Origin of the sequence: Shewanella sp. Choline-02u-19 (assembly GCF_002836205.1) — a bacterium.
GTDB lineage: Bacteria > Pseudomonadota > Gammaproteobacteria > Enterobacterales > Shewanellaceae > Shewanella.
Map to the genome: position 1 here is coordinate 281,728 of NZ_PJBE01000013.1, position 26,174 is coordinate 307,901.

The window sequence follows — 26,174 nt, forward strand, 5'->3', positions numbered from 1 at the left end:
CAAAGGAGGCCGTTATGGCTGAGTTCAACACTGAGCAGATCCGCAATTTGGCTGTGCTCGGACACACAGGATCAGGAAAGTCCTCGTTATTAGAAGCATTGCTGTTTCGTGCGAATGCGATAACCTTAAAAGGCAGGGTCGATAAGGGCACAAATCATGCTGATTTCACTGCCCAAGAAAAATCCCATCGCCACAGCTTAGAACCTTCATTTCTCAATCTTGATTACGCCAACCACCACATCAACCTTATCGATACTCCCGGTTTACCCGACTTTTTCGGCCGTGCACTGTTGCCGCTACCGGGTGTTGAGTCGGTGCTATTGGTGATCCATGCGGGTGTTGGTATTGAAACCGTTACAAAACGTGCATTTGAAGCAGCGCGTAGCCAAGGCAAAGTCGTACTCATTGCGATTAACCATATTGATGGTAATGAAGCTGGATTAGCGGAGTTATTGGGTAATATTCAGCAACAATTTGGCCATCGTTGTCTGCCCATTAACTTGCCCAATGCCGCAGCCGACCAAGTCGTTGATTGCTATCTTCATTGTGATGAACAAGCTGAAACCGCCTTTATCGGGGCACAGGCCGCCCATGATGAGTTAGTCGATACAGTGCTTGAAGAAGATGAGCAGCTTATGGAGCTGTATTTGGATCAGGGCGAGTCGTTAACGCCAGAGCAGCTGCATGCTCCGCTTGAGACTGCATTGCGTATGGGGCATCTAGTGCCCGTTTGTTTTACCAGTGCAGAACAAGATATCGGCATAGGTTCGTTGTTAGAACTGTTAGTGAAATTACTGCCAAATCCACTTGAAGCCAATCCGCCGCTATTTGTTAAAGGGTTTGGCAAAGATGCTGTGCCGATCGATGTCAGCCAAAGTCCAAATGATCACGTATTAGCACATGTTTTTAGGGTGTCAATTGATCCATTCTTCGGCCGAATGGGTGTATTTAGGCTTTACCAAGGCACGTTAAATATTGGAATGAAATTGTTTGTTGGTCACGGACGCAAGCCCTTTAAAGTGAGCCATTTGGCTAAGCTACAGGGGGATAAACTGATTGATGTTAGCCAAGCCATTCCAGGTGATATCTGCGTGATAGCCAAAATTGATGAACTAGAAGTGGGCGCAGTGTTACATGATAGCCACGATGAAGACGAGTTTCATTTACCTGAAATTAAGCTGCCTCAGCCCATTTTTGGTTTAGCCGTATCACCAAAGCGGCGCGGGGATGAGCAAAAAATCTCCGAAGTGCTGCATAAATTAGTGGCGGAAGATCCCAGCCTTCAGATTAGACGCAGTGAAGCACTGGGACAAACTATTTTACAAGGGCTGGGGGATCTCCATCTGCAAATAGCATTAGAAAAAGCGCAAACCTTGTTTAATGTCGATATGGACACAGATACACCAGCCGTCGCTTATCGAGAAACGATATTGGCAGAGGCTGCAGCCCGTTTTAGGCATAAAAAACAATCAGGTGGTTCGGGGCAGTTTGGCGAAGTTGAACTTAAGGTTGAACCACTGCCGCGGGGGCAAGGGTTTGAATTTGTCAGTAAGGTGGTGGGAGGGACTGTACCGAGTCAATATATACCCGCAGTTGAAAAAGGCGTTCGCGAAGCCATGTTAGCTGGCGCGCTTGGCGGGTTCCCTATGCAGGATATCAAAGTCACGGTATTAGACGGCAAACATCATAATGTTGATTCGAAAGAGATAGCGTTTGTTATGGCGGGTAAGAAAGCCTTCATTGATGCAGTTGCACTGGCACAACCTGTGATTTTAGAGCCTATTGTTGATATGCAGATCTCGGTAGAGCAAAGTCATGTCGGTGAAATCACGGGTGACATGAACGCTTCTAGGGGCATTATTTGTGGCACTCAAGCCAAGGCTAGTGGCATTGTTGTCGTGAGCGTTGAAGCACCACTGGCGAATGTTGGCGATTACTCCACCAGGCTCAAATCGATGACGGGTGGCGATGGTGTCTTTTCGATGAGTTTTAGTCGCTATGGCATTATTCCTGATAAAGCATTTAAGGCTTTGGCGTTAATTGAATAATCAGTATGTTATGTAACATCTTGTGGGGCTGCACGCTATTTTGCGGTATGCCCCTCTGTTGTTTTGCGGTAAAAGAGGCCACAATGATCCTATAAATCACCGTTATTGAGCTGTCGTTGTCTAACTCTAATCCTCCCTGCGTAAACTTGTATTTCTGCCCGTTATCATCTTCATTGATTAAGAGTGAAATAGCGGCGACGGTCCGCTCGTGGTTACCACAAGATGAAATTGACAAGGTCGATCGTTATATTCAGCAAACCGCCAAAGTACAAGGTTTGATGGTTCGCGGATATTTACGCGCATTGTTGTCTCACCATGGAAAATTACAGCCTGATGAGTGGCAATTTGAATATGGTGAAAAAGGTAAACCGCGGTTAACGCAAGCTCAGTTTGAGCGAACAGGAATAGATTTTAATCTTAGCCATAGTGGCGATTGGTTGCTGTTAGCTATCCATCAACAGCCTGTAGAGGACAAGGTTCCATCGACACTGGAGCTGGGAGTCGATATTGAGCGCTGCCGCACAAGTACCAATATCCATTCAATATTAAATCACTACTTCTCTGAGCCAGAAACCGCCGCGTTACTTGCTTTACCCAATGAGTTACAGCGTGATCGCTTCTTTGATTTATGGGCATTGAAAGAGTCTTATATTAAGGCTAAAGGGTTGGGTTTAGCGTTGTCGCTTAAATCGTTTGGCTTTGATTTAAGCACAATGGAGCAGCGTATATTGGCACTTAAATCGAGCGAACACACTAAATTTGGACAGTTAAAATCGGGATTTAGTCAGCAGATGGTGTTCAAGCAGGGGGTTGCTTTACAGCTCTTTAGCAGCAAAACAGAGGTGATGGTTGCTGCTACAAATGACACGCTGGTGGAGGAAGCGGCCAATTGGCATTGTGCTTTGGGACATTTGGATGACGATTATCGCTTTGCTATTAGTGTTAAAGGGCTAAGTTGCCAACACAAACCCATCGAGTATGACGCAGAAATAGCCTCAATTAATGATGTCGTTAAAGCGATGGCTTAGCGCTGGGGAAGCGGTGTCAATATGGCTGATAGAGAAGGGACGCGATATGCGTCCCTTGTGATGTGTTAGCTTTCTTGGCTTGTTATTTCTTAGGTGTTGGCACAATTTCAAATTCTGGATTGAATTCCACCATGCTGCCCGCTATTTTACTAAAGGCTGTTTTGTCGCCTGTAATTTTAGCATCACCCGATGCCAGTAGTGCTTTGAGGGTTGTCTTGCCAAGTAGGATTTGGGTCACGTCTGATTTATTGACGATGAGGTTAGCATCTGCTGTTTGTTCATCATCCACCACATTGTTACTCAAGTTACCGTTGCTAAGCTCAATGTAGAGAATACTTTTGGTATCTGGCGTGATGATGTTCATCTTCACTAGACCGTGTTTCGCTGCTTTTTGGCTATCGATTTTCACGGCTAAAAAATCGAATAAGGTTGGCATATCCATCTCACTAATCACATCTGCTGATGCTGTTTTAGGAGCCCCTTTTTGAATGCCTACACGCAGCTCTTGGGCGCCAGTTAAGTAGATGTTTCTCCAGCCTGCACCTTCAGATTGATAACCTAATTGCTCATAGGTATCGGCTAAAAGTTGTCTTGCTGTATCATTATTAGGATCGGCCATAATGACTTTGTTTAATGCTGTAGCAACAAAGCGATACTCCCCTTGGATGTAGTCACTTTGGGCTCGTTTAACCGTTGCTTCCGCGCCCCCCATATACTCTACAAACTTGGCAGATTCTAACTTTGTTGTTAATGGGTTTAAGTTGGCAGGGTTCATATCAAAGTAACCTAAGTACTTATTGTAAACCGCTTTGGCATTATGGCTATAGGTGCCGTGATAACCGTTGGTGTGCCAGGTTTTATAGACAGTCTCAGGAATAGTCGCTTGTATTGCATCGCCAATATCTTGAATGCCTACGCCATTATTGGCCAGCCTTAAAGTTTGGTTATGTACCAGACCATAATTATCACGTTGTAGGCGCAAGAATTGATTGACCTCTTCATTGCCCCAAACTGGCGCCGAATGTGCAGAAAACAGTACCTCAACTTTGCTGCCAAAGGCAGTGATCATTTCGTTGATATCTTTTGACCATTTTAGTGCGTCACGCACTTTTGCCCCGCGTAAGGTGTAGATGTTATGCATACCTTGGTAGGTCAGTTCGCCGCTCCAAAGTGCATTCTTTGAAGGAATAAAAGTTATCATCTCAGATTCTGCTTCAGTACCTGATGCATCCATAAACACCATTTCAAGCCCATCTATCTTAAGCGTTTCCCATTTGCCTTTGCCATTTAAGGTGTAGTCTGGTGCGACATAGGTGATTTCACCTTTTGATAAACCTTTGCCCAACGCGGCATCGACAATACCGTGGTTATCCTTACCTAAAGTGGCCCCATATTGATAAGCTGCGCGGCGACTCATCGCGTTTCCAGCCAGTACGTTTTCATCAACAATCTCTTTGGTGATGTTGTGTGATCCATAGACTTTCACGTCAGGAAACATCTCTTGAACGCCGCGAGCACCACCAAAGTGGTCAGCATGACTATGAGAATAGATCATGGCTACCACAGGAAGATCACTGCCTTCTGGCAAGTGTTTTAGTGCGAAGGTCAGTGACGCCTTAGCCGCTTCTTTAGTCAGTAATACATCGTAAGCAATCCAACCAGAATCGCCCTTAATGAGAGTTAGGTTTGATAAGTCTGTCCCGCGTACTTGATAGATCCCGTCGCTCACTTTATATAAGCCATTAGGCACCATATTAAGTTGAGCTTGACGATAAAGTGATGGGTTGACCGAATCGGGGGTTTGCTCACCAATAAAGGCAAATTCAGCGCGCAGAATGTCTGCAGTCGCTTTATCAAATTTTGCGATAAGATTCTTAGATGATTGCTCAAATGCGGTGGTATCTGCAAAGTTGAGCGTTTGGGCAATGGCTTGGTTATGCTTAATCGTATCTGCAGTCGCGGCCTTGCCCTCATAGTGCACGGTTATATGGTCGTGTTCATGTTGTGCAGCATTTGCAGTTGAAGACAGGCCCAGTGTTACGCTACTGATGATCGCGATTGTAAGCGGAGATATTTTCATTGTGATTCCTCAAAGGTCGTTCATAGAAGGTTCATAGCAGGCTCTTAGCAGAGTAGGGGAGCCTGAACCGAGTCAATACAAATTGAATTGAGGCTAGTGTAGAGTGCTTGTGTTATTTAGTAATTATCGCTAGATTGCTAATTAATATTCACAGTGTAAATAGTATTGAGTCATATGCCGCAGACAAAACAGTTTGACCTTAATCTATTTCCGGTATTTCTTGCCGTGTATCGCTGCCGCTCATTTAGCCGCGCCGCAGAACAACTTGATTTAACCCAATCTTCAGTCAGTAATGCGATTAACCGCCTTAAAAAACAGGTAGATGAAGAGTTGTTTAATCGTGTTGGACGCGGTGTTGAACCTACAGCTGCCGGACATGATTTATATCAACAGTTGGAGCAGCATTTCAATGCTATTGATGGTGTTGTTGCGGGTTTGGAGAAGTTTGACCCTAAAATACATCAGCGTGAATTCTACGTGTATGCCAATGAAGTGATAATGCAACTATTGCAAGCGCCAATAGATAAGCTGACGGCTGACTTGGCGGTTGATATTATCTTTAAGGAGCCGCCATCCAATGAGGAGCAGTTACAGTCTGACTTGCAGTTTGAGCGTATAGATCTTGCCGTTGACATAATGAGCCAAATACCAGTGGCATTAAATGCAGCCCTGTTGATGCGCGATAAGTTGGTCTGTGTGGCGAGAAAAGATCATCCAAGGATCCAAGATACACTTAACGTTAATGCCTATTTTGCTGAAAAGCATGTCATCTTCAAAATGCGGCGCTCAAATCTAGCCATCGCGGAACTTTATAGCGAAGCCGTCATGCCGCAACGTAAAACCTATAGTGAGCAATCGTCGCTACTGACCATGTTAGCCACAGCATCAAAAAGCGATGCTATTGCCATCGCTTCCACTCATTATCTTAAAGAGTATGCTGAGCTGTTTAATCTGACGCAATACCCATTGCCTTTTGATACAAGGCCAATTGAGTACCATATGATTTGGAGTAAAAAGTTGCAGAGCAATAGCGCCAATGCTTGGCTAAGAGAGATGATAGCTTTACAAATGCAGGCGCTAGAGACTTAAAAAATAAAACCGAGCATTAATACTCGGTTTCGTTATGTCTTATTGTCTTGCTAAGCGTTGGTTCTCAGCTGGGTTTTCAAAATCGCTACGATAGGGGTTGATATCTAACCCGCCACGTCGAGTGTAACGCGCATAAACCGTTAATTTTGCACATTGGCAGAAACGTTTTAAGTCGACAAAAATACGCTCGACACATTGCTCGTGAAACTCATTGTGCTGTCTAAATGAGATCAAGTATCTAAGCAGTTTTTCGCGATCAATTTTAGGGCCTTGATAGCGGATCATTACCGTACCCCAATCAGGCTGAGAGGTAATTAAGCAATTTGATTTAAGTAGATTAGAGGTTAGCGTCTCGGCAACCATCACTTTGTCATCAACACTGTCGACAAGGTAGTCTGGGTTAAAGTTGTAGTCGCTGACTTCAATATCCAAATCATCGATACAAGTGCCTGGTAGTTCTACAATACGTTGATGGCTAAAGTTTTTCGGTTCAATTACTTTAACGCTAACATCACCTTGTGCACATTGGCATAGATCTTTGGTCAAGGTAGATTGAACCGCTTCAACATCATCAAATTGAGTTTGGTTAAAGCTGTTCAAATATAACTTAAACGACTTAGACTCAATTAGGTTGGCACTTTGAAAGTCTAGGCTAAACTCCGCGATGGCGACCATTGGCTTACCTTTGGCATTTAGCCATGAAAGCTCATATCCGGTCCAAATATCACAGCCGTGAAACGGCAGTTCGGTAGTAAGGCCTATTGCGTCACGGTTCAACTTACGCGGCACGCCCTGCAGTAAAGACGCATCATAATGTTCTTGGTAGCCTGTGGACTTTCCTAATGTAAGCTCTGAAAGTTCGGGTGCGTCACTATAGGGATCATGATGTTGTGTCATCAATACGGTTTCCATGTCAAAATAGACTCTTATTATAACTGATTTTGGGATCGGCTTAAGTGTCTTCTTTACCTGCTCTGGATATTTTTTTAAACGACTACCAACAAGCCTACTTAGATGCGTTGGGAGAGTACCCTCGATATTATGCGCAGCAACAAGCGTCAGAGTGTATTTTGGGCGATGTTGACGTTGGTTCTGAAGAAGCATTGCAATGGAAATCAGTCTCGCGTGACGTGCCGGGTGTTTTTGATAATGTCGAACATGCACTAGAGCTATCTTTACATGCCGATCTTAGTGCATTTTATGGGGCACATTTTGCAGCGCCATTGATGTTTGACTCACCTTGGGGAACGGGAGAGTTATTGCAGGCGTGGAGCCAGACTGATTTTGAGTATCTACAGCAGAATATCATCGGACATTTGATGATGAAAAAGAAGCTCAAACAAGAGCCTACCTGGTTTATTGGTGTGTTTGATGATGAAGATAAGATGATCACTATTAACAATACCGATGGCAGCGTTTGGATTGAAATCCCTGGGGAAAATCAGAGTAAAAAGTTAGCAGATTCGTTAAATGGTTTTATCGCTGAGCTTACGGCGCGAGTGACGCCACCGGTTAAGCTGGTGGAAGAAGATATGCCAGTACTCGATCACCCAGGTATTTGGCAGCGTATGAAAATAATGTGGCAGAACTTACGTGGGAAATAGCGGGTAAAATTTAACGCTAGAAGCTTAAACTATTAGCTTGAAAGAAGAGGTCTAAATTGCACTGCAATTTAGACCTTTTTTGTCTCTTTTAGAGATGATCCCAAGAGATATTCGACACGATACGGCATGGTTCGCAGCGGAAGTGAAACATATCCAATAGCGGCTCATCTAATAGCCAGTGGTCACTACCACATTTTGGACAGCAACGTTTTTTCTCATTGGCTAGGCTTTCTCCACCAACGCGATAAAGATAGTAATAGGTTGGGATTTTTGTCAGGAATTCAACTCGGCCACGCAAGTCCCAGCCGCGTCTAAAGAGGTCACTTTTGTGGCTGGTTAGCTGCTCAAGTGCTGCAAACTCGGCTTTAGTCCCCGCGGCCATTTGTATTTCATCACAAGCTTGCCATTCGGTTTGCCAGCGGATCAGCCGTTTATGATCGCCATTGGCTGTCGCTGGTACTTGGTAAAGTGGAATTGGCTGCAGCGTATCACCATTTCTTAGTGGCGAGCACATATGCACATAACTGGTATAAAGCAGCTGCCAACTTGGTGTCTCTTGGCTAGACACTTCTGAATTGATATCTTGGCCAATATACTTCTCGCGAGGAGCAAGTAGTTTAGCGTCTGTTAATTCAATTAAGGTTTTCTCGACCCAAGGGCTATTAAATCGCTTGGCAAGGCTACTTTTTTCTGGCATCAACAAGCGAGCTCTAAACTCACCGTCATTGAAAGCGACAGCAAATTCTCGACCGAGTATTTGACCATTGGCGCGATAAGCTTCTAACAAGCCATTAATGGCTTTTTCGGCGGCAGTGATTGTCGTGTTATCGAAGCATTCAAATCTTAATTCAACAACATGCATTATTTCTTGGCTCCACTAGCATTAAGCGATGCTGATTCAAGCGCTGTTAATCTGTTGATTACGGCTTGATAGTTGGTTTTAAGGGTTAACAGCTCCTGCTCAAGTTGCGTAATTCTTTGCTGTTGTTGAGTGTTGGTTGGAAGTTGCAGAGGTGCTTGCGCTGATGCGGTTAACTGCGCCTTAGTCGGGATTGCGGCTTTGTCTACAGCATTCATCGATTTGTACTGTTGTAAGCCTTGGATCAAAGTCAGCATTGCAACACTGACACCTAGCTTAGTTTTAATTAATGCAAGAGTGGGTTTTTTACCTTCATCGCTGAGCTGTTTGGCGGCGCAGAGTACTTGGTCTAGAGGGCTCATCGTTGGTTAAATTCCTTACTCATTAGTATATTTAGTTCATTAACAGTAATTAATTAAGATTAAATCATTATTAAACAATGCTTTAACATGTGGCATGTAGTTTGCTTTAATGATATTTATAAAATCAATATAAATACAGGAAGTTAATGTGAAGAATAATCTACTAAGTTTAGCGTTTTTTGGGATAGCAAGCATAGGGTTAACTGGTTGCGTTATCAATGTAGGTGATGGTGAATCTGATTGGGATAACAATGGAGCTTGGGAGAAAATCCAAGAAAGTAACCGTGACGGCCTATCGAGGATCTCACTGGGGATGTCAAAAGAGCAGGTGACAACGCTAATGGGTACTGCTGATTTTAATGAAGCCTATATCCAACAAGATAAAGAAGTGCATGTGCTGTTTTATCGCACACAACGAGTTAAGGGCGACGGCAAGACAACCAAAGATGAGTGTACTCCCGTAGTTATTAGCAATAATGCCGTTGTTGGATGGGGCGAAAAGGCCTACACCAAAATATAATTATCTTTCTATATTTCTTTAATATGGTGAAGTTACTTTCTTAATAGGGTGTCTAAATGGTCAATTAAATCCGACCATTGGGCATCTTCCGCTAATGCCTCTGCTAGAAAATGTTGCTGTGATATTGTCCAAAATCCCGCTTGATGAATAAGCAGCCCTTTAGTAATCGTATGTTTTCGTATAAACAGTTCAATTGCTTTAGCATCACTTGGTAAACCGAGCTGTTGAAATAGATGTTCTAGATCCAAAGGGGTGGTGTCCATGATTAACGCTCCGTTGCTATCGTGTTGCTTCCAGTATGGTAGAAAACGACCTAATCCTCCAAGTTTAGTATCGATACTTTTTGACACCCAATGACTCATCAGATGCTCGTTTTATAACAACATTAAATTTCTGACAAAGTGAATGTTGATTATTAATTGCACTTTTCTATGGGCTTGTTACATTGGTATTTATGTGATCTAGGTCAAGGAAAATAACAATGGAAAATCAAATCATGGAAGAGTGTCGAGCGGTCTATCTAACGGCTGAAGATTTACGTATTGCCGCCTCAATTCTTTACAATGCTTATCACGATGATCCATTTTTTATGGATGCACTCTATGATGATGACAAGGTGCAATATGAGCAAAAACTGCGTGGCGCTATTCGTGAAGAGTTAAATGCGCTGTGGCAACAGGAACAAGGGTTAATCGGCATGTTTTCTGGAGAACGACTGATAGGGGTTGCCTGTATTGCCACTCAACAAGTCCCGCTTGGTGAAGCCCGTTACTGGCATTGGCGTTTGAAAATGTTGATAAGTGCTGGCTGGCAATCGACCCAAGCTTGGATCAAAAAAGAACACCAAATTATAGAAAACCTGCCCAATAGTCGTTGCGGTATTTTGCAGTTCATTGCTATATCAACAAATGAGCAAGGCAAAGGTTACGGTAGTCAATTAGTTAAAACAGTATTGAGTTGGTGTGATGAACAGTTGCAGCTTGATGGCGTTGGTGTGTTTGTTAGCGATCCAGCACATATTGCATTATTTTCGAATCATGGTTTCGACAAATTGGAGGATCTAGAAATAGGCAAGGTGACGGGGGAATTGATGTTTTATCGAGGCCAGACTAATGACTAAACGTTTTAATAATTTCGCTGAATTCTATCCCTTTTACCTGTCGCAACATCAAAATATAACGTGCAGAGCGCTACACTATATTGGTAGCTCTCTGGTGATCTTAGTGACTATTTTCGCGCTCTATTCAGGGCAATGGTTACTGTTATGTTTGTTACCCGTCATTGGTTATAGTTTTGCTTGGATTGGGCACTTTGTATTTGAAAAGAACAAACCGGCGACATTTAAATATCCCATTTATAGTTTAATGGCTGATTGGGTGATGTTATTTGAAGCCTTTTCAGGCAAGAAGAGATAAAAATATCGGATTCGGATGTCCTTGGCGTAAGAGATCTCTTACTTTTATGTGGGACATCAAATGGTAATACTGTTGATATAGTCACTATAGATAGTCTTAGTTGTTTATAATCAGTACGTTATGAAAACCTCTATAAGTTGCGTAAATGTTACGATCTTGAGTGTTTGCTAAAAGACCGTCGCACTGGACTGATAAGCGTATAAAGTTAACTCAAGCAATCAATTGGTAAGCCTTGTTAGCGATAGAGTTCGCTGTAAATCATCATTACCATTTTGATTCTCAAGTTTAAATATTTAGTGAGTGGATAGGCCAGCTGCTAGTTTAAGGATAAGTTAGCAGCCATTGGATATAGATATTTTAGTCATATCTAAAATTATGTTTAGTAGTTAAGGCTAACCTTATTAAATAGTTAGGTATTTGCAGGATGCAACTAGGACAACCTCAGGATGAGGATTTTGGCTTAGGACAAGCTAATAAATGGATTTACAAGGAAGATGCAGGATGCACGTTAAGCAAGGATGATGCAGGGAGCACATATATAGCGGGAAAGCTAAAAAGAAGCTAGATCAGGGCGTACCGAAAGGTACGCCCTTTCTTTTATCTTTGATAAATTGCTCGGATTTATGTGAGAGATCTCTTACAGCTTCGTGCGAAATAAGGCTGATCACTTGCTGGTAACGAGTAGGTTTTTATTTAAACTAGTTTTTAAACAGTGGCTTATGTGATTATTGTTGTATGGCTAAAATGTGACTGCATGTTAAATGTTACTTATTGAGCCAATTTTTATGGGATTTTAGTTTATTATTTGATTGTGCAAGGAAGCATGACAGAAAGGATTTACAGATTAGGATGATCTAAGAGTGACGGAAGGATCCGCACTTAATATGGATAACTATCAAGGACGAGGCTTTCAAGGAATGATTGCCAGAGCGACCAAGGAGTGGTTAAACATTCCAGGATGGAAAGTTTTACTGCCTAGGAAGGTAGGATGCTACGGATAGTGAATGAATGGATTCTCAAGGATGATATTGGACACGCTTAGGATGAGCAAGCTTAGTAAAAGGATTACTGAGTAACAGGGATGAGTATCGAAAGATACAAGGAAAGAAAAGGAACATGGACGACGCAGGGAGCACAGTTACGCATGGATGGTGCAAGGAGCATTAAAATAGCAGGATGAGCTTACAAAGAAATAGCGAAAGCGCGTCTCCTATGGAGCCGCGCTTTTTCTTTGCCCCCAATTTGTGCTTTAGCGCAAATTGGGGGCAATGGGTCCTGTTTAACCTAGACTGGGAATACTCTCAGCCTAGTTACTTACACCCACCAGAACTACAATTGCTTTTAGAGCGACCACCACAGCTTCCGCCGACAGACCCACGAGATTCTGGTGCATCATGCCATTCAGGTTCCGGAAAAATAGGCCACTGTACTTTGTGGATTTTTTTACCGTGCATCCACAAGCTTCCGCTATATTGATTAATGCCATCGGTACTAAATTCAAATAGGTATTTTACTTTCCAAGTGAAACCAGTACTGCCACCGAAGCTTGGCTTTGCTGTTTCCTGAGCGATGGCAAGCAGTTGTACCTTTTGTTTTTGGCACTCTTTGGTTGCAAAAGTACGGCTCATTTCCGCCATTTGCCTTAATTGCCAAAAAAAGGCGGCGATAACAACTACCGCTACGATTAATAAGAAATCTGTCATCATGCTTTAATTACCTTAAATAAGCCGCCAATAGCTGCAGAAAGCGCTGCACTTCGGTTAGGGTTTCGTAATTGAGTTAACAGTTGTGTGCGAATTAATGGAATAGCCACAATATCAGCAAAAATCTGGTTAAAGAAGTGTTGTTCTTGTTTGGCAAGTGCTTCTAAGTAGATACTGAGAGTTGGTTCATCTTTTAACGCTGACCAATTTCGAGCAGCAATGGTAATCAACATATCTGCGGATAAACCATTACAGCTGGCTAAATAAGCGATCGCTTGCTGACTTTGCTCAGGGTGAGATGCTAATGCCCTTAAAAGGTAAGCTTGGCTTTCTGTGGAAGCTGCAGCAAACTTTTCGAAAAGTTGTGTTGCGAGTGCATCGTCGATAGTTAGGTGCTCTAGGCACTGGCACATAGCAATTTGTACTTCTACTGCCGCGCGATCGAAACTGGCATTAATATGCTGTTGATGATCAAGTTCAGCCGCTCTAACACAAACATCTGCAATGCCCTGCATTCCGATGCTTTGCCAGTTTTCAGCTGGATGTTGTCCAGATAAATATTGATGAGCAAATTCATACTGGCTAGAGGCTTTTTCACCGAGTTGTTTTCGCACTAACGCGTTAAATACGGCTAACTTTTCTTGAGAAGGCTTAAAGTTAAAAGGGTGGTTAGCGAGTTGCTCTTGCTGCTGATCGGTTAAAGGTTGGGTCGGGTCTCTGCCTAAAGCTTCAATTATCATCTTGATGAATTGAGTGCGCGGCGCTGGCGAAAGCAAGCCACGTTCATCGAGCGCTAATTTTATAAACCAAATATAGTGTTGTTGGCTTACATCCCAAAAGACAATCGCAAACTGAGCATGTCCCTGAATTGGAGAGGGATAAGGCGTGAGTAACGCTTCAATTTGCTGAAACGCCACCATATCGATATGTTGAACTCTACGGCCCATATCATAAACTTGGAATTGGGTTTTGGCCGTTTTAAGAAATTGGCTAAGGGTCGTTATTTCAGTCATATCGCTATCGAGTCAGTATTAATTAACCCACATTATAGGGATAACTGCGGCTAGATGGTATGATCTGATGCTAAATTTCATTTAGTAGTTTAAATTCTAGTTGGCAGTCGTTTATTGCACTGGAAGTGAAGGTGCTAAAGACGAGATTACGCTAGCACGGCCTAATAAATGCTCTTTCTAATTGTACTATTCATTCTCAATTCCCCCTGTGAATCTGTACTTATTATAAGCCTAAGTTAACCAGCAGAAAATGTTCTAAAGGAAAGAAAGCTAAGTGGTACAGGCCATTTGGCAGTCCTATTCATGCAACAGGAGTGTTAACCTATTTGACCCGACAACAGCTTATTAAATTGCATGATGAACTCGTCATTGCTGCATTATGGAGTGCCACTCTACCGTCTGAAAGCGCGATGCAAAGTAGCGCGCCGTTTGCCTGTGATACCATGGCATTTGAACAGTGGCTGCAATTTATTCTAATCCCTAAAATGCATTATTTACTCGATAGTGCGATGCCGCTACCAAAAGCGATAGCGATTGCCCCCATGGCGGAACATGTATGGGCTGGCAAACCTGAATTTTGTCGCATAATTAAAACTATTACAGAATTAGATGAGCTATTAAGTGAAACAAACTAAAGCTGAATTAACCCAACCAGATGAGATAGATGAGGCGCAAGAGCTTACTGAGCTTGAAGAGTTAGGCCTAGAAGATGAGCCTGCACCTTATATCGAGATTTTATTTGAAGATGATGATGTTGTCGCTATTCATAAGCCTGCTGGCTTATTGGTTCACCGCAGTTATTTAGCGAGGCGAGAACGGTTTTTTGCTATGCAGCTAACGCGGGATAAAGTGGGGTGTCATGTTTTTCCTGTGCATCGCTTAGACAGGCCCACATCGGGTATATTGTTATTTGCTAAAAGCAGTGAAATGGCTAAGGCATTGTGTGAACAGTTTGCCTCTCATACGATTGATAAAGAATATTTAGCCATTGTTCGCGGTAATATGTATGACGCTGCAACCCTAGACTATGCGCTAAAAGTGGAGTTGGACGATTTAGGTGATAAAGATGTGGACCCCAATAAAGCCGCGCAAAATGCGGTGACTTCATATCGGCCTATACTCAATAGCGAGATCCCTTTTGCCTCAGGTCGTTATGCAACGAGTCGATACGCACTGGTCCATCTTTCTCCACACACTGGGCGTAAACATCAATTGCGCCGTCATATGGCACATTTACGCCACCCTATACTTGGGGATACAACGCATGGTGATGGTAAGCAGAATAAATTTTTTAGAGATCATTTTGGAGTAAATCGATTGTGGCTCATAGCTAAAAAACTCAGTTTTAACCATCCAAGAACGGGCGAGCGAGTTAATATTGAAACCGAGCTCGAGCAGGAATGGCTAGACTTGTTTGAAGGGCTAGGATGGCAAGAAGAGGCATTGTCTAATGCTAACAATGCCATACAAGTCGCAGATAATTAAGAGGTAGGCTTACAGCTGTCTTTTAACTCATTAGTTGAAGTTTGTTCATTATTATACGAGGCTTTCAAATATTCTAGTTGTTTTACGGTATGGAAATAGCACATTCTTCTAATATGTGCTGAACGATTGAGGTGTTTACGGTGTTTTTGTCTGCAAGAGTGTCTCATTACGGCTGGTCCTCGTACACATTCACTTTTAATTGCTGCATTGCTTGCAGCAATGTTCATCGATACAGTATGTTAAGGATATAACTAAATGGCTTTTAGGCGAAGTAAAACATGAAAAAAGTGAATCTAGTTTTTGGAACAGTTTACGGTGGTGCACAATATGTCGCAGAAACTTTACAACAGGCATTAACAGACTTAGGGCGTGAGGCTGTTTTGTATCAAAGCGACGAACTTGTAGGTTTTGTTCCGCCTCAAGATGAATTGCTATTGCTGATATGCTCGACAACAGGCCAGGGCGATCTTCCTGATGAGATCCAGTCATGGTTTTACGATATGCAGTCTAAAGCCCCATATCTGCCGGAACTCAAGTTTGGCGTAATAGGATTAGGGGATTCAAGTTATGAAACCTTTTGCGGTGCAGCTGAGCAACTAGCAGCGCTATTCGAAGAGCTTGGCGCAACACGTTTAGGTGATTTCTTAAAGATTGACGCCGGAGAAACCATGGAGCCAGAAGTCGAGGCGTTAGCATGGTTGCCTAGTTGGAATGAGCTCATTGATAAAGATCTAGCGGCTTAACTTTTTTACCCGTCGCCAAATAGGGACACCCTTTGGCGACGGGTCACTAAAATAATACTTGATCACGCTTCTGTGATCACTGAGCATCAAATACAGATGTCATCAAATGTCAGTTGCATTACATTCTAGATGTATAAATATTCACTTTCACTCAATCGATTATATAGGCCAATTTCACCTCATTTTCTATTATTTAACATTTTCTAGAACAGCTTACTTACCTTATATCTGCCGGGATTATAGCGATATTTTTGGTGCCAATATTGAGTGATTAAACGGCGTAGCAATCGCTGATGAGTCAATTCGCGCTATAGATTGATGGTTATTCATTAAAGTGGCCAAATAACTAATACTTTAATAATCGATTTGCTATTTGTCGGTTTATTATTTAGCCAAGGTTGTTTTCATCAATCAAGCCATTTAAATTAAACTTGGCTCATGTCACTTAAGATATGCGCAATCTGACCGCGAGAAAACCTATGGAACGTAAGGTACTGATTATTGACTGTGCCGATGCGCCAGGACTTATCACTAAGATCACGGGTGTGTGCTTTTCCCATGGCCTCAATATCGTTAAGAACAGTGAATTCGTAGATAACGCTCAGGGGCGTTTTTTTATGCGAACCGAACTAGAAGGGCTGTTTGAACCCGTTAGTTTGGTAGCTGAATTGCAGAGCGTGTTACCAACAATAAATCATACTAAGTTGGTTGATGTCGGCAAAAAACGTATTGTGGTGATGGTGACTAAAGAGGCACATTGCATTGGTGACTTGCTGATTAAATCGTATTCCGGTGCGCTAGATGCTGAGATTGTTGCCGTTGTCGGTAACTACGATCTGTTAGCCCCTTTGACTGAGAAGTTTGATGTGCCATTTCATTATATTAGCCATCAAGATATGAGTCGTAACGAGCATGAGCAAGCGATGTTGGACGTTATCAATGGTTATAAACCCGATTACGTCGTACTCGCTAAATTCATGCGGGTATTGACGCCGGAATTTGTGGGCCAATATCCCGATAAGATTATTAATATTCATCACTCATTTTTGCCCGCTTTTATTGGTGCGTCACCGTATAGACAGGCGTGGGAGCGAGGCGTTAAAATTATCGGTGCTACGGCTCACTTTGTGACGAACTCTTTGGATGAAGGTCCCATTATTAAGCAAGATGTTATCCCTGTTGATCACAGTTATAGCGTGGAGGCACTGTCGAAATGTGGCCGCGATGTCGAAAAAAGTGTACTCAGTAAGGCATTGCAACTGGTCATTAACGAAGATGTGGTGGTATACGGGAATAAAACGGTGGTTTTTTAGTGTTCGTGGTCAATAAAAAAGAGACTTTTGTCTCTTTTTTATGCCGAGAAAATAATTTAAAAATTAACAACGTAAAGATCGTCATCTTGCTCCGTTTGTGCAATATCCTTAATTGTTACAGTACCTCTAGCATAGGGCACAATTTTTGCTGCTGTTTTATCAGCACCTGCATTAAGCGCAAAGTTATAAAATGATTCACCATTACAAACCAGTTTTGGGAATATTCGGCTTTTATTTATGCGGTAACTCTTCATTGTGCTGTTAAATTGATAGTTACTGTTGCTAGCACCTGCTTTACAGACCGATACGAGTGCGGTTTCCATTTGAGGTGTCATTGCTGCATTGGCGCTAAAAGTCATTACTAGCGCGGTGCCTGCTATCGCGAAGAACTTAATCATGTCCTGCTCCTACTCTTCTATTTTTGGGGTATCCATTGAGTAAAGCTCATTGCGTGTAGAATATTGTTACCATTGTGTAGCGAACTGTATCAAGGTGTGGAGTCTGGATCATTGTATGACTCTGGGTAACAAAATGTTTCATTCGAGCAGTGATTTTAGCAATGCATAAAAAAACCCACTAAAAAGTGGGTTTTTTATGGCGTAATCGAACACGTTAATCAACGATGCGTAATAGCTCGTTAATGCCAACTTTACTGCGTGTCTTAGCATCAACTTTTTTTACAATGATAGCGGCATACAAGCTGTATGTGCCACATTTAGAGGGGAGATTACCAGAAACTACGACAGAGCCTGCAGGAACTCGACCATAATGAACTTCACCCGTCTCACGATCAAAAATACGCGTACTCTGGCCGATGTAAACACCCATTGAGATAACGCTGCCTTCTTCAACAACCACGCCTTCTACAATTTCTGAACGTGCGCCAATGAAACAGTTGTCTTCAATAATTGTAGGACCGGCTTGTAGTGGCTCCAAAACGCCGCCAATTCCGACACCACCTGATAGATGTACATTCTTACCAATTTGGGCACAAGAACCTACAGTCGCCCATGTATCTACCATAGAACCTTCATCAACATAGGCGCCTAGGTTTACATAAGAAGGCATCAATACCGTGTTACGACCAATGAACGAGCCTTTACGAACCGCAGCAGGCGGCACTACTCGAATAGCTTCTGCTCTGAAGCGATCTTCATCATAGTCGGCAAATTTCATTGGAACTTTATCGTAGTACTTTGTTTCGCCGCCATCGATAACAGCGTTATCAAAGATACGGAATGAAAGTAACACGGCTTTTTTTAGCCATTGGTGAACATGCCATTCGCCATCAATTTTTTCTGCGACTCTTGCTTCGCCTTTATCTAGCATTGCAATGACTTTCTCAACATCTTCGCGAACACTGGGTTCTACTGATGCTGGGGTTATTTCAGCGCGAGCTTCAAAAGCCGCCTCTATACGTTGGCGTAAAGCCTCCATTTACTTCTCCCGGTATTATTGTTTATCAATATGTTTAAAGTGCACTGGTGAGTGCTTCTCGTAATCTTATCTGCTGCGCTTCATTTAACTGCTCGCCTTCGGCAGTTTGCAATAGAAAAAAATCTTCTGCTCTCTCACCTATGGTAGATATTTTCGCGGCTAATAATCGAGTTTCACAGCGATACAAGACTTCGCCAACTCTTGCCAGTAGGCCTGGTGAATCTAATGCAATGAGTTCCATCATACTTGTACCATGACGACGGGTAGGAGGGAAACTGACTTGAGTCGCAACTTTAAAAGGTTTCATCTTTCTTGACAGATTTCTGAATTTTGGCAACTTTGGTGTATCACTGCTTAAGGCTTTAATTAACGTTTTCTTAATACCTTGGATCCGCGATAGCTGCGAAACTGGCTTGCCATCTTGTTCTAAAATAACAAAAGAGTCTAGTGCATACTTATCTTTTGAGATCATGACTGTAGCGTCATGCACATTAATATTTTTATTGTCCAAAATTGCCATAACAGTGGCGAATAGTTTGGGTTTATCTTTACCATAAACAAACAGTTCAGTGCCGCCTCGGGTAGTATGTTTAGAGATCAATACTAAGGTTTCATCATTTTTGTGCTTAATGATTGATTCGGCGTGCCATGCTATTTGGTTCGGCTGGTGACGCAAGAAGTAATCAGCTTTAAAGCGTTGCCATAATGTATCTAAATCTTTCTCTTTAATACCACGGCGTATTAGGTCCTTTTTAGCTTTAGCTTGGTGTTCACGCACACGCGCCCTGATATCAACGGGTTTTTCTTTGCCTCTTGCTAATACCCGTTGTGTTGAAAAATAGAGATCACGTAATAGTGAACCTTTCCAGCTATTCCAGGTTTTTTCATTAGTGGCACATATATCCGCCACTGTTAGGCAGTAAAGATAGCTGAGGTGAACGGTGTCACGGACTTTTTCGGCAAAATCACCGACGACATCAGGATCTGATATATCGCGTCTTTGTGCGATGAATGACATAACAAGATGGTTCTCTACTAGCCAGCTGACCAGTCGTCCATCATGGTCGTTGAGCCCATGCTGTTTACAAAACTCCAGAGCATCAACGGCGCCTAACTTACTATGGTCGCCACCACGACCTTTACCAATATCATGAAAAATAGCCGCTAATACCAGTAAACCTTTTTTAGGCAGCTGGTTGATGAGTACCGAACCAAGCGGAAACTCTTCTCTCTGCTCTTGTTGAGAAAATCGATCGATATTAAGTAGCAGTCTGTGGGTGTGTTCATCTACGGTATACGCATGAAAAAGATCGAACTGCATCTGTCCTTCGATACGTTTCCAAGCGGGTAGGTAAGCAGACAAAATACCATGATTATGCATGAGTGATAGCGATACAATACCGCGTGGATGACGCAATATTTCCATAAAGAGTTCACGGCATCGTTCATCGCAGATTAGTGGTTGTGTTAGGGTTCTTCTGGCCAGTCTTAGGCTGCGTAAAGTCACCGCGTAAATAGACTTCACGTTAGAATTTTTGGCAACGCATAGGAACAATCGAAGAATGTTTTCTGGCGTATCAAACAAGTCAGGATGAAGACTTTCTATGAATGCTCCTCGTCGCTGGAATTGTTTATCAATCGGTATGACTTCTAATGCTTTAATATGGCCTAACGTTGCGCGTTTAAACAGTTGCAATAGCATTTGGTTAAGTTCCATTACCCGCCTGACGGTGCGGTAATAGCGCTTCATCATCTGCTCTACAGCGAGTTGGGTTTGGTCTTCATATCCCATTAAATCTGCAACTTGTCGTTGCAAGTCAAATAATAGTCGGTTTTCATCTCTGCCTGATATTAAGTGTAAGCAGCAGCGCAGTTGCCACAAAAAATCTTGGCATTCGAGTAACTCTGCTAACTCATGAGGCTCTAGAAAGTCATATACGACAAGATCTTCTAGCTTGTTAGCATTAAAATGCCGCATCGCGACCCAGGCTACGGTTTGAATATCGCGTAACCCGCCTGGGCAACTCTTTAAATTGGGCTCCAAATCAAATGCGTTGGCTTTAGTGTGACGGGCTATTTGTTCGTCACGTTTAGCGACATAAAAGTCGCTACTGGACCAAAAATCATCTTGGCGAATATTATAATAAAGAGTGTTAAATAGTGTTTGCGGACCGCATAGTAGGCGAGATTCAAGTAGATTGGTTGCGATAGTAATATCAGAGCGACCTTGCGAAAGGGTTTCATCTATGGAGCGCACACTGTGACCGACTTCTAGACCCGCATCCCAAAGGAAGGCGATAAAAGCACTCAAGGCTTGTTCAGCATCGACGGTTAACTCACCGTCGGTAAGAAACAGCAAATCGACATCGGATTGAGGGTGTAATTCGCCGCGCCCATAGCCACCAACTGCAATGAGTGAAATAGGAAATGCTTGTAAACCATGCGTAAGCCACTCTTTCTGTAATAGAGCATCGACATGCTGGCTGCGCTCACTCACGATCGCACGAATATCTGATTTATCATTAAACGAATCTAATAATGTGCAGTTTAAATCGATAAGAACACTTTTTGCTGTTTGGGCACTATTCATTATTATTTTCTTTAATGCGTGACTTTATTAGTGTGATTATCTATGCAAAAAAACTAAATTTGAAGGGCTTTATGACTATAAATCATATCGGGATTGTGAAGAGTGAGGTCTTAAGGGCAACTTACTTAGTAGATAGCTTGGCGATGGTGTTCATTAATACAAAAGTAGGCGTGATGAATCACGCCTATTAAACTTATTCTATTCAGTTGCTTAGTGATTAATTATGCGAGGTAAATCTTTTTCTTCTTCGCGTAAAGTAAGCACTTCGACACCGGTTTTAGTGACAAGCAATGTGTGCTCCCACTGTGCAGAGTTTTTGCCATCTGATGTGGTTACTGTCCAGTTGTCACTCTTGTCGAGGACACTGGTGTGACGTCCAGCATTGATCATTGGCTCGATGGTAAAGCACATACCTGGGCGAAGCACAGTTTTGTCATTATTCTTATAATGCATGACTTGTGGTTCTTCATGGAATACTGCACCGATACCGTGACCACAATAATCGGTCACTATGCTGTATTTTTCTAGCCCCGTTTTTTTAGATTTAATGAACTTTTCTATTAAAGTGCCAATCTCACCTAACTTCATACCTGGGCGGACTTTTTTAATACTAGCATAAAGGCTTTCTTGAGCTATACGGCAAAGACGAGCATTTTTAGGGCTAACATCACCGATTAAAAACATCTTTGAAGTATCACCATGGTAACCATCAACTATCACAGTAATGTCGATATTGAGGATGTCACCGTCAGCAAGAGCGGTGTCATTGGGAATACCGTGGCAAATAACACTATTCACTGATGTACATATAGATTTCGGAAAACCATGGTAATCAAGTGGTGCCGAAATAGCGCCGTTATCTTCAGTAAAGGTTGCGCAAATTTCATTTAGTTCGTTGGTTGTCACACCTGCTTTAATATGCGGTGCAATCATTTCGAGTACTTGGGCTGCAAGTTTCCCTGCGACGCGCATTTTGTCAATTTCTTCAGCTGTCTTGATTACTATGCTCATTCTTATGTCTCTTATGTCTTTTGATTGGTCGTCTTGCTTTGGAAGTATTATACCGCAAAAAATCCGCAAATATTTGTGCTTTTTTTCTAAATATGGTATAAAGCGCGCCGTTATGGTTGACTCTTGACGTTCCACTTCATGTGGGAAGCTAAGCGTTAATCTGGCCGCCATTATACATGGCTAATGCTAAATACTAAATCACACACATATCGACACGTTCTTCGGGGTGCCCTTAACCGGGTCGAAGATATGGGATATGTGGAGGTCTAACCCCCAAATTATTTAAAGGTAAATAAAATGACTACAGTTTCAATGCGCGACATGCTTCAAGCCGGTGTTCACTTCGGTCACCAAACACGTTACTGGAACCCAAAGATGAAGCCTTTCATCTTTGGCGCACGTAACGGCGTTCATATCATTAACTTAGAGCACACAGTGCCTATGTTCAATGAAGCATTAGCGTTCATTAGCAACATCGCTTCTAAAAAAGGTAAGGTTCTTTTCGTTGGTACTAAGCGTGCTGCGAGCGAAGCTATCAAAGAATCTGCTGTTTCTTGTGACCAGTTCTACGTCGATCACCGTTGGTTAGGTGGTATGTTGACTAACTGGAAAACAGTTCGTCAATCAATTAAGCGTCTTAAAGATCTTGAAAGCCAGGCTATTGATGGTACTTTCGACAAGCTTACTAAGAAAGAAGCGCTTATGCGTACTCGTGAACTTGAGAAGCTAGAAAAATCTCTTGGTGGTATTAAGAACATGGCTGGTCTTCCAGACGTGATCTTCGTAATCGGTGCTGACCATGAGCATATTGCGATTAAAGAAGCTAACAACTTAGGTATTCCAGTTGTTGCTGTTGTTGATACAAACTCTTCTCCAGACGGTATCAACTACATCATTCCTGGTAATGATGATGCTATGCGTTCGATCCGTTTATACACTGAGTCTGTTGCTACCGCTGCTAAAGCTGGCCGTAACCAAGACCTAGCTGTTCAAGCTGAGCAAGACGGTTTCGTAGAAGCTGAATAATAAGGTCGATGATTTTCATCTCCCCTTATTAACCAAGATACTTGATTGGTAAACAGGGGCCTCTGGCCCCTGTTTTATATCTATTGAATTTGACGAATTATCTGTAGAGGATTTAACAATGGCAATTACTGCTGCCCAAGTTAAAGAACTTCGTGACCGCACTGGCGCTGGCATGATGGACTGTAAGAAAGCATTGACTGAAACTGATGGTGACATCGAGCTTGCGATTGATGCAATGCGTAAGAGCGGTGCTGCAAAGGCTGCTAAAAAAGCGGGTAACATCGCTGCTGAAGGTACAATTCTTATTAAGAATGGCGAAGGTTTCGCTGCACTTTTAGAAGTTAACTGTCAAACTGACTTCGTTGCAAAAGACGCAAGCTTCCTAGCATTTGCTAACGCCGCTCTAGAAGTTGCTGTTGCATCTAAAGTGACTATCGAAGAATTGAAAGCACAGTTTGAAGAAACGCGTGTTGCACTTGTGACTAAGATCGGTGAAAACATCAATGTACGTCGTATCGAGTACATTGATGGTGCAAACCTTGCTACTTACCGTCACGGTGAGCGCATCGGTGTTGTTGTTGCTGGTGAAGCTGACGAAGAGACTCTAAAGCACATTGCAATGCACGTTGCTGCTTCAAAGCCTGAATTCGTTAACCCTGAAGATGTTCCTGCTGCTCTTGTTGCAAAAGAAGAAGCACTTCAGATCGAAATCGCTATGAACGAAGGCAAGCCTGAAGAGATTGCTAAGAAAATGGTTCTAGGTCGTATGAAGAAGTTTACTGGTGAGATATCTCTTACTGGCCAAGCTTACATCATGGAACCTAAGAAAACAGTTGGCACTATTCTTAAAGAGAAAGGCGCTTCTGTTTCAAACTTCGTTCGTTTAGAAGTTGGCGAAGGTATCGCGAAGAAAGTAGAAGATTTTGCTGCTGAAGTAGCTGCAACTCTTGCTTCTACAAAAGGTTAATCTCCTTTTGTAGTCAACATAAGACCGTAGCAACTGCTGCGGTCTTATTGTATTTACTGAAATAACTTTATGATGTAAGAGATGAATACTGCATTGTGAGGCTATTTGAGTATACAATTCCCTAAAGCCATTATCAGGACTAATAAATATGAGTACCAATCCTAAACCTGCTTATCGCCGTGTTCTTTTAAAACTAAGTGGTGAAGCGCTAATGGGTGAAGAAGGCTTCGGCATCGACCCTAAAGTGCTTGATCGCATGGGACAGGAGATTAAAGAACTTGTCGAATTAGGTATTCAAGTCGGTGTTGTCATTGGTGGTGGTAACTTGTTTCGTGGCGAAGGTCTAGCACAAGCTGGAATGAATCGTGTTGTCGGCGACCATATGGGTATGCTGGCTACGGTTATGAATGGTTTGGCGATGCGTGATTCATTGCATCGTGCTTATGTAAATGCACGTTTGATGTCAGCAATTCCATTGAAAGGTGTTTGTGATGATTACAACTGGGCTGAAGCAATTAGTTTGCTAAAGTCAGGTCGAGTCGTTATTTTTGCTGCGGGTACCGGTAATCCATTCTGTACTACAGATTCTGCTGCATGTTTACGCGGTATTGAAATTGAAGCAGAGATTGTGATTAAAGGAACCAAGGTTGATGGCGTTTATTCCGATGACCCAGTGAAAAACCCTGACGCGGTTAAGTATGATCAAATGGTATACAACGAAGTACTCGACAAAGAATTAAAAGTGATGGATTTGGCCGCATTTACATTGGCCAGAGATCACAATATGCCAATACTTGTTTTCAACATGAATAAACCTGGCGCATTGCGTCGCGTGATCATGGGCGAGCAAGAAGGCACACTCATTAACGCTGGTTAATTAGCGCAGTGATTATAGCCCATAGTGGGTATTCAAGCTGTAAGTAAACAGGTTTCGACAATGTGACTCTAGGTTGAGTGCTACTCTGCATTAGCAGATGCTAGCCTAGGTAACATTGTCACACGCGACAAGGCATGTGTAGTAATTTAATCATACACTTGATGTGTTTTGATTATATGCTTTACAGATTTTTACTCGTCTGGCGCAAAGAAACGAGTCTAATAGGCCTCAAAAGGCAATTAGCTCCTAGTGACTAAAAAGGACATATAACGTGATAAATGAAATTAAAACAGATGCAAAAACACGCATGGACAAATGTATCGAGTCTACAATAACTCAAATGGCTAAAGTGCGCACAGGCCGTGCCCACCCAAGCTTACTCGATACTATTAAAGTACCTTATTATGGCTCTCTTACGCCGCTAAAGCAGGTTGCAAGCGTTTCTATTGGTGATGCTCGCACACTCAACGTATCGGTATTTGACCGTACTATGATTGCTGCTGTAGAAAAAGCGATCATGAGCTCAGGTCTTGGTTTGAATCCAATGTCTGCCGGTGCCACTATCCGTATTCCTCTGCCTGCATTGACAGAAGAGCGTCGTAAAGACCTCATTAAAGTTGTTCGCGCAGAAGCTGAGAACAGCCGTATCGCGGTTCGAAATGTACGCCGTGATGCAAACTCTGATGTTAAAGCACTAGAGAAAGATAAAGAATGTACAGAAGACGACGTTCGTCGTTCAGAAGATGAAGTGCAGAAGTTTACTGATGCACATATCAAGAAAATAGATGAAATTCTAGCGGCAAAAGAAAAGGAACTGATGGAGTTCTAATTTTGAGCGCCATCAGAGTTTATAGCGCTTTCTTAAAACGTGTAGTACGTTATCGCTCACGCCTTAGGCTAAAAGCTTAATGGTTGATTGAATATTGAGCGTGAAACAGAAACAGGCTATAGAGTTCAGACGCCGTGTAGAGTTATACTACACGGCGTTTGTCTATTTTAAGGGT

Annotated in this window: 26 protein-coding genes; 15 read left to right on the top strand and 11 right to left on the bottom strand. The window is 42.6% G+C overall.

Features of this window, described 5'->3' with window-relative positions; genetic code table 11:
* The first annotated feature begins 14 nt into the window (after positions 1–14).
* The gene (fusA, locus tag CXF83_RS07980) at positions 15–2,048 is read left to right on the top strand and encodes an elongation factor G (protein ID WP_101092703.1); all 2,034 of its coding nucleotides are present in this window, start codon (positions 15–17) and stop codon (positions 2,046–2,048) included.
* Between the two features lie 116 nt (positions 2,049–2,164).
* Positions 2,165–3,076 (top strand): 4'-phosphopantetheinyl transferase family protein, encoded by a 912-nt coding sequence (locus CXF83_RS07985; RefSeq protein WP_101092704.1) that lies wholly within the window; start codon positions 2,165–2,167, stop codon positions 3,074–3,076.
* An 82-nt stretch (positions 3,077–3,158) separates the two neighbouring features.
* Here CXF83_RS07985 and CXF83_RS07990 read toward each other — a convergent pair whose 3' ends face one another.
* Complete coding sequence (locus CXF83_RS07990) at positions 3,159–5,156, bottom strand: alkyl/aryl-sulfatase (protein ID WP_101092705.1); 1,998 nt, start codon at positions 5,154–5,156, stop codon at positions 3,159–3,161.
* Positions 5,157–5,330: 174 nt separating this feature from the next.
* Here CXF83_RS07990 and CXF83_RS07995 point away from each other — a divergent pair, with 174 nt between their 5' ends.
* Positions 5,331–6,245 carry a LysR family transcriptional regulator gene (locus tag CXF83_RS07995; RefSeq protein WP_101092706.1) on the top strand — a complete coding sequence of 305 codons (915 nt, stop codon included), beginning with the start codon at positions 5,331–5,333 and terminating at the stop codon, positions 6,243–6,245.
* Between the two features lie 39 nt (positions 6,246–6,284).
* On the opposite strand, the gene queF is transcribed toward CXF83_RS07995, so the two are convergent.
* Positions 6,285–7,142: an NADPH-dependent 7-cyano-7-deazaguanine reductase QueF gene (queF, locus tag CXF83_RS08000; RefSeq protein ID WP_180961077.1), complete on the bottom strand. Its 858-nt coding sequence runs from the start codon at positions 7,140–7,142 to the stop codon at positions 6,285–6,287.
* Between the two features lie 59 nt (positions 7,143–7,201).
* On the opposite strand from queF, the gene syd reads away from it, so the two are divergent.
* Positions 7,202–7,849: a SecY-interacting protein gene (gene syd / locus CXF83_RS08005; protein ID WP_101092708.1), complete on the top strand. Its 648-nt coding sequence runs from the start codon at positions 7,202–7,204 to the stop codon at positions 7,847–7,849.
* An 88-nt stretch (positions 7,850–7,937) separates the two neighbouring features.
* On the opposite strand, the gene CXF83_RS08010 is transcribed toward syd, so the two are convergent.
* Together CXF83_RS08010 and CXF83_RS08015 are read right to left on the bottom strand one after the other, a co-directional pair.
* Entirely contained in the window at positions 7,938–8,711 is a 774-nt protein-coding gene (locus CXF83_RS08010; protein WP_101092709.1) for a Zn-ribbon-containing protein, read from the bottom strand.
* Positions 8,711–9,070, bottom strand: coding sequence for a hypothetical protein (locus CXF83_RS08015; RefSeq protein ID WP_101092710.1), 360 nt, complete (start codon positions 9,068–9,070; stop codon positions 8,711–8,713). Before CXF83_RS08015 ends, CXF83_RS08010 begins: the two co-directional genes overlap by 1 nt.
* A 148-nt stretch (positions 9,071–9,218) precedes the next feature.
* Here CXF83_RS08015 and CXF83_RS08020 point away from each other — a divergent pair, with 148 nt between their 5' ends.
* Complete coding sequence (locus CXF83_RS08020; RefSeq protein ID WP_101092711.1) at positions 9,219–9,590, top strand: DUF3192 domain-containing protein; 372 nt, start codon at positions 9,219–9,221, stop codon at positions 9,588–9,590.
* A 32-nt stretch (positions 9,591–9,622) separates the two neighbouring features.
* Here the strand turns inward: CXF83_RS08020 and CXF83_RS08025 are convergent, their stop codons facing one another.
* Complete coding sequence (locus tag CXF83_RS08025; RefSeq protein ID WP_308304388.1) at positions 9,623–9,952, bottom strand: DUF2789 domain-containing protein; 330 nt, start codon at positions 9,950–9,952, stop codon at positions 9,623–9,625.
* Between the two features lie 119 nt (positions 9,953–10,071).
* Here CXF83_RS08025 and CXF83_RS08030 point away from each other — a divergent pair, with 119 nt between their 5' ends.
* Positions 10,072–10,710 (top strand): GNAT family N-acetyltransferase, encoded by a 639-nt coding sequence (locus CXF83_RS08030; RefSeq protein WP_101092712.1) that lies wholly within the window; start codon positions 10,072–10,074, stop codon positions 10,708–10,710.
* On the top strand, positions 10,703–11,005 hold the full coding sequence (locus CXF83_RS08035; protein WP_101092713.1) for a DUF962 domain-containing protein: 303 nt from the start codon (positions 10,703–10,705) through the stop codon (positions 11,003–11,005). The genes CXF83_RS08030 and CXF83_RS08035 overlap by 8 nt, the downstream gene beginning before the upstream one ends.
* A gap of 1,310 nt (positions 11,006–12,315) precedes the next feature.
* Here CXF83_RS08035 and CXF83_RS08040 read toward each other — a convergent pair.
* Both CXF83_RS08040 and CXF83_RS08045 read right to left on the bottom strand, forming a co-directional pair.
* Complete coding sequence (locus CXF83_RS08040; protein ID WP_101092714.1) at positions 12,316–12,711, bottom strand: DUF3301 domain-containing protein; 396 nt, start codon at positions 12,709–12,711, stop codon at positions 12,316–12,318.
* Positions 12,708–13,721, bottom strand: coding sequence for a DUF3549 family protein (locus CXF83_RS08045; protein ID WP_101092715.1), 1,014 nt, complete (start codon positions 13,719–13,721; stop codon positions 12,708–12,710). The genes CXF83_RS08040 and CXF83_RS08045 overlap by 4 nt, the downstream gene beginning before the upstream one ends.
* 326 nt (positions 13,722–14,047) lie before the next feature.
* Between CXF83_RS08045 and CXF83_RS08050 the strand changes: the two genes are divergently transcribed.
* The 4 genes from CXF83_RS08050 to purU all read left to right on the top strand — a co-directional run bounded on the left by CXF83_RS08050 (position 14,048) and on the right by purU (position 17,262).
* Positions 14,048–14,356, top strand: a complete 309-nt coding sequence (locus tag CXF83_RS08050) for a YqcC family protein (RefSeq protein ID WP_232775071.1) — start codon at positions 14,048–14,050, stop codon at positions 14,354–14,356.
* 25 nt (positions 14,357–14,381) lie between these two features.
* The gene (gene truC / locus CXF83_RS08055; RefSeq protein ID WP_101092871.1) at positions 14,382–15,206 is read left to right on the top strand and encodes a tRNA pseudouridine(65) synthase TruC; all 825 of its coding nucleotides are present in this window, start codon (positions 14,382–14,384) and stop codon (positions 15,204–15,206) included.
* A gap of 278 nt (positions 15,207–15,484) precedes the next feature.
* Positions 15,485–15,949, top strand: coding sequence for a flavodoxin (locus CXF83_RS08060; protein ID WP_101092717.1), 465 nt, complete (start codon positions 15,485–15,487; stop codon positions 15,947–15,949).
* Positions 15,950–16,428: 479 nt separating this feature from the next.
* Complete coding sequence (gene purU / locus CXF83_RS08065; RefSeq protein WP_101092718.1) at positions 16,429–17,262, top strand: formyltetrahydrofolate deformylase; 834 nt, start codon at positions 16,429–16,431, stop codon at positions 17,260–17,262.
* Positions 17,263–17,318: 56 nt separating this feature from the next.
* Here purU and CXF83_RS08070 read toward each other — a convergent pair whose 3' ends face one another.
* From CXF83_RS08070 to map, 4 genes are all read right to left on the bottom strand, one after another.
* Complete coding sequence (locus CXF83_RS08070; RefSeq protein ID WP_101092719.1) at positions 17,319–17,660, bottom strand: DUF3718 domain-containing protein; 342 nt, start codon at positions 17,658–17,660, stop codon at positions 17,319–17,321.
* A 214-nt stretch (positions 17,661–17,874) separates the two neighbouring features.
* Positions 17,875–18,699, bottom strand: a complete 825-nt coding sequence (gene dapD / locus CXF83_RS08075) for a 2,3,4,5-tetrahydropyridine-2,6-dicarboxylate N-succinyltransferase (RefSeq protein WP_101092720.1) — start codon at positions 18,697–18,699, stop codon at positions 17,875–17,877.
* Between the two features lie 34 nt (positions 18,700–18,733).
* Positions 18,734–21,289: a bifunctional uridylyltransferase/uridylyl-removing protein GlnD gene (glnD, locus tag CXF83_RS08080; RefSeq protein ID WP_101092721.1), complete on the bottom strand. Its 2,556-nt coding sequence runs from the start codon at positions 21,287–21,289 to the stop codon at positions 18,734–18,736.
* A gap of 210 nt (positions 21,290–21,499) precedes the next feature.
* Positions 21,500–22,471 (bottom strand): type I methionyl aminopeptidase, encoded by a 972-nt coding sequence (gene map / locus CXF83_RS08085; RefSeq protein WP_374702363.1) that lies wholly within the window; start codon positions 22,469–22,471, stop codon positions 21,500–21,502.
* A 126-nt stretch (positions 22,472–22,597) separates the two neighbouring features.
* Between map and rpsB the strand changes: the two genes are divergently transcribed.
* The 4 genes from rpsB (at position 22,598) to frr (ending at position 25,999) form a co-directional block, all read left to right on the top strand.
* On the top strand, positions 22,598–23,326 hold the full coding sequence (rpsB, locus tag CXF83_RS08090) for a 30S ribosomal protein S2 (protein ID WP_101092723.1): 729 nt from the start codon (positions 22,598–22,600) through the stop codon (positions 23,324–23,326).
* 118 nt (positions 23,327–23,444) lie between these two features.
* The gene (tsf, locus tag CXF83_RS08095) at positions 23,445–24,293 is read left to right on the top strand and encodes a translation elongation factor Ts (protein WP_101092724.1); all 849 of its coding nucleotides are present in this window, start codon (positions 23,445–23,447) and stop codon (positions 24,291–24,293) included.
* A gap of 148 nt (positions 24,294–24,441) precedes the next feature.
* Positions 24,442–25,170 (top strand): UMP kinase, encoded by a 729-nt coding sequence (gene pyrH, locus CXF83_RS08100; protein ID WP_101092725.1) that lies wholly within the window; start codon positions 24,442–24,444, stop codon positions 25,168–25,170.
* Between the two features lie 271 nt (positions 25,171–25,441).
* Positions 25,442–25,999 carry a ribosome recycling factor gene (gene frr / locus CXF83_RS08105; RefSeq protein ID WP_101092728.1) on the top strand — a complete coding sequence of 186 codons (558 nt, stop codon included), beginning with the start codon at positions 25,442–25,444 and terminating at the stop codon, positions 25,997–25,999.
* The last annotated feature ends 175 nt before the right edge of the window (positions 26,000–26,174 follow it).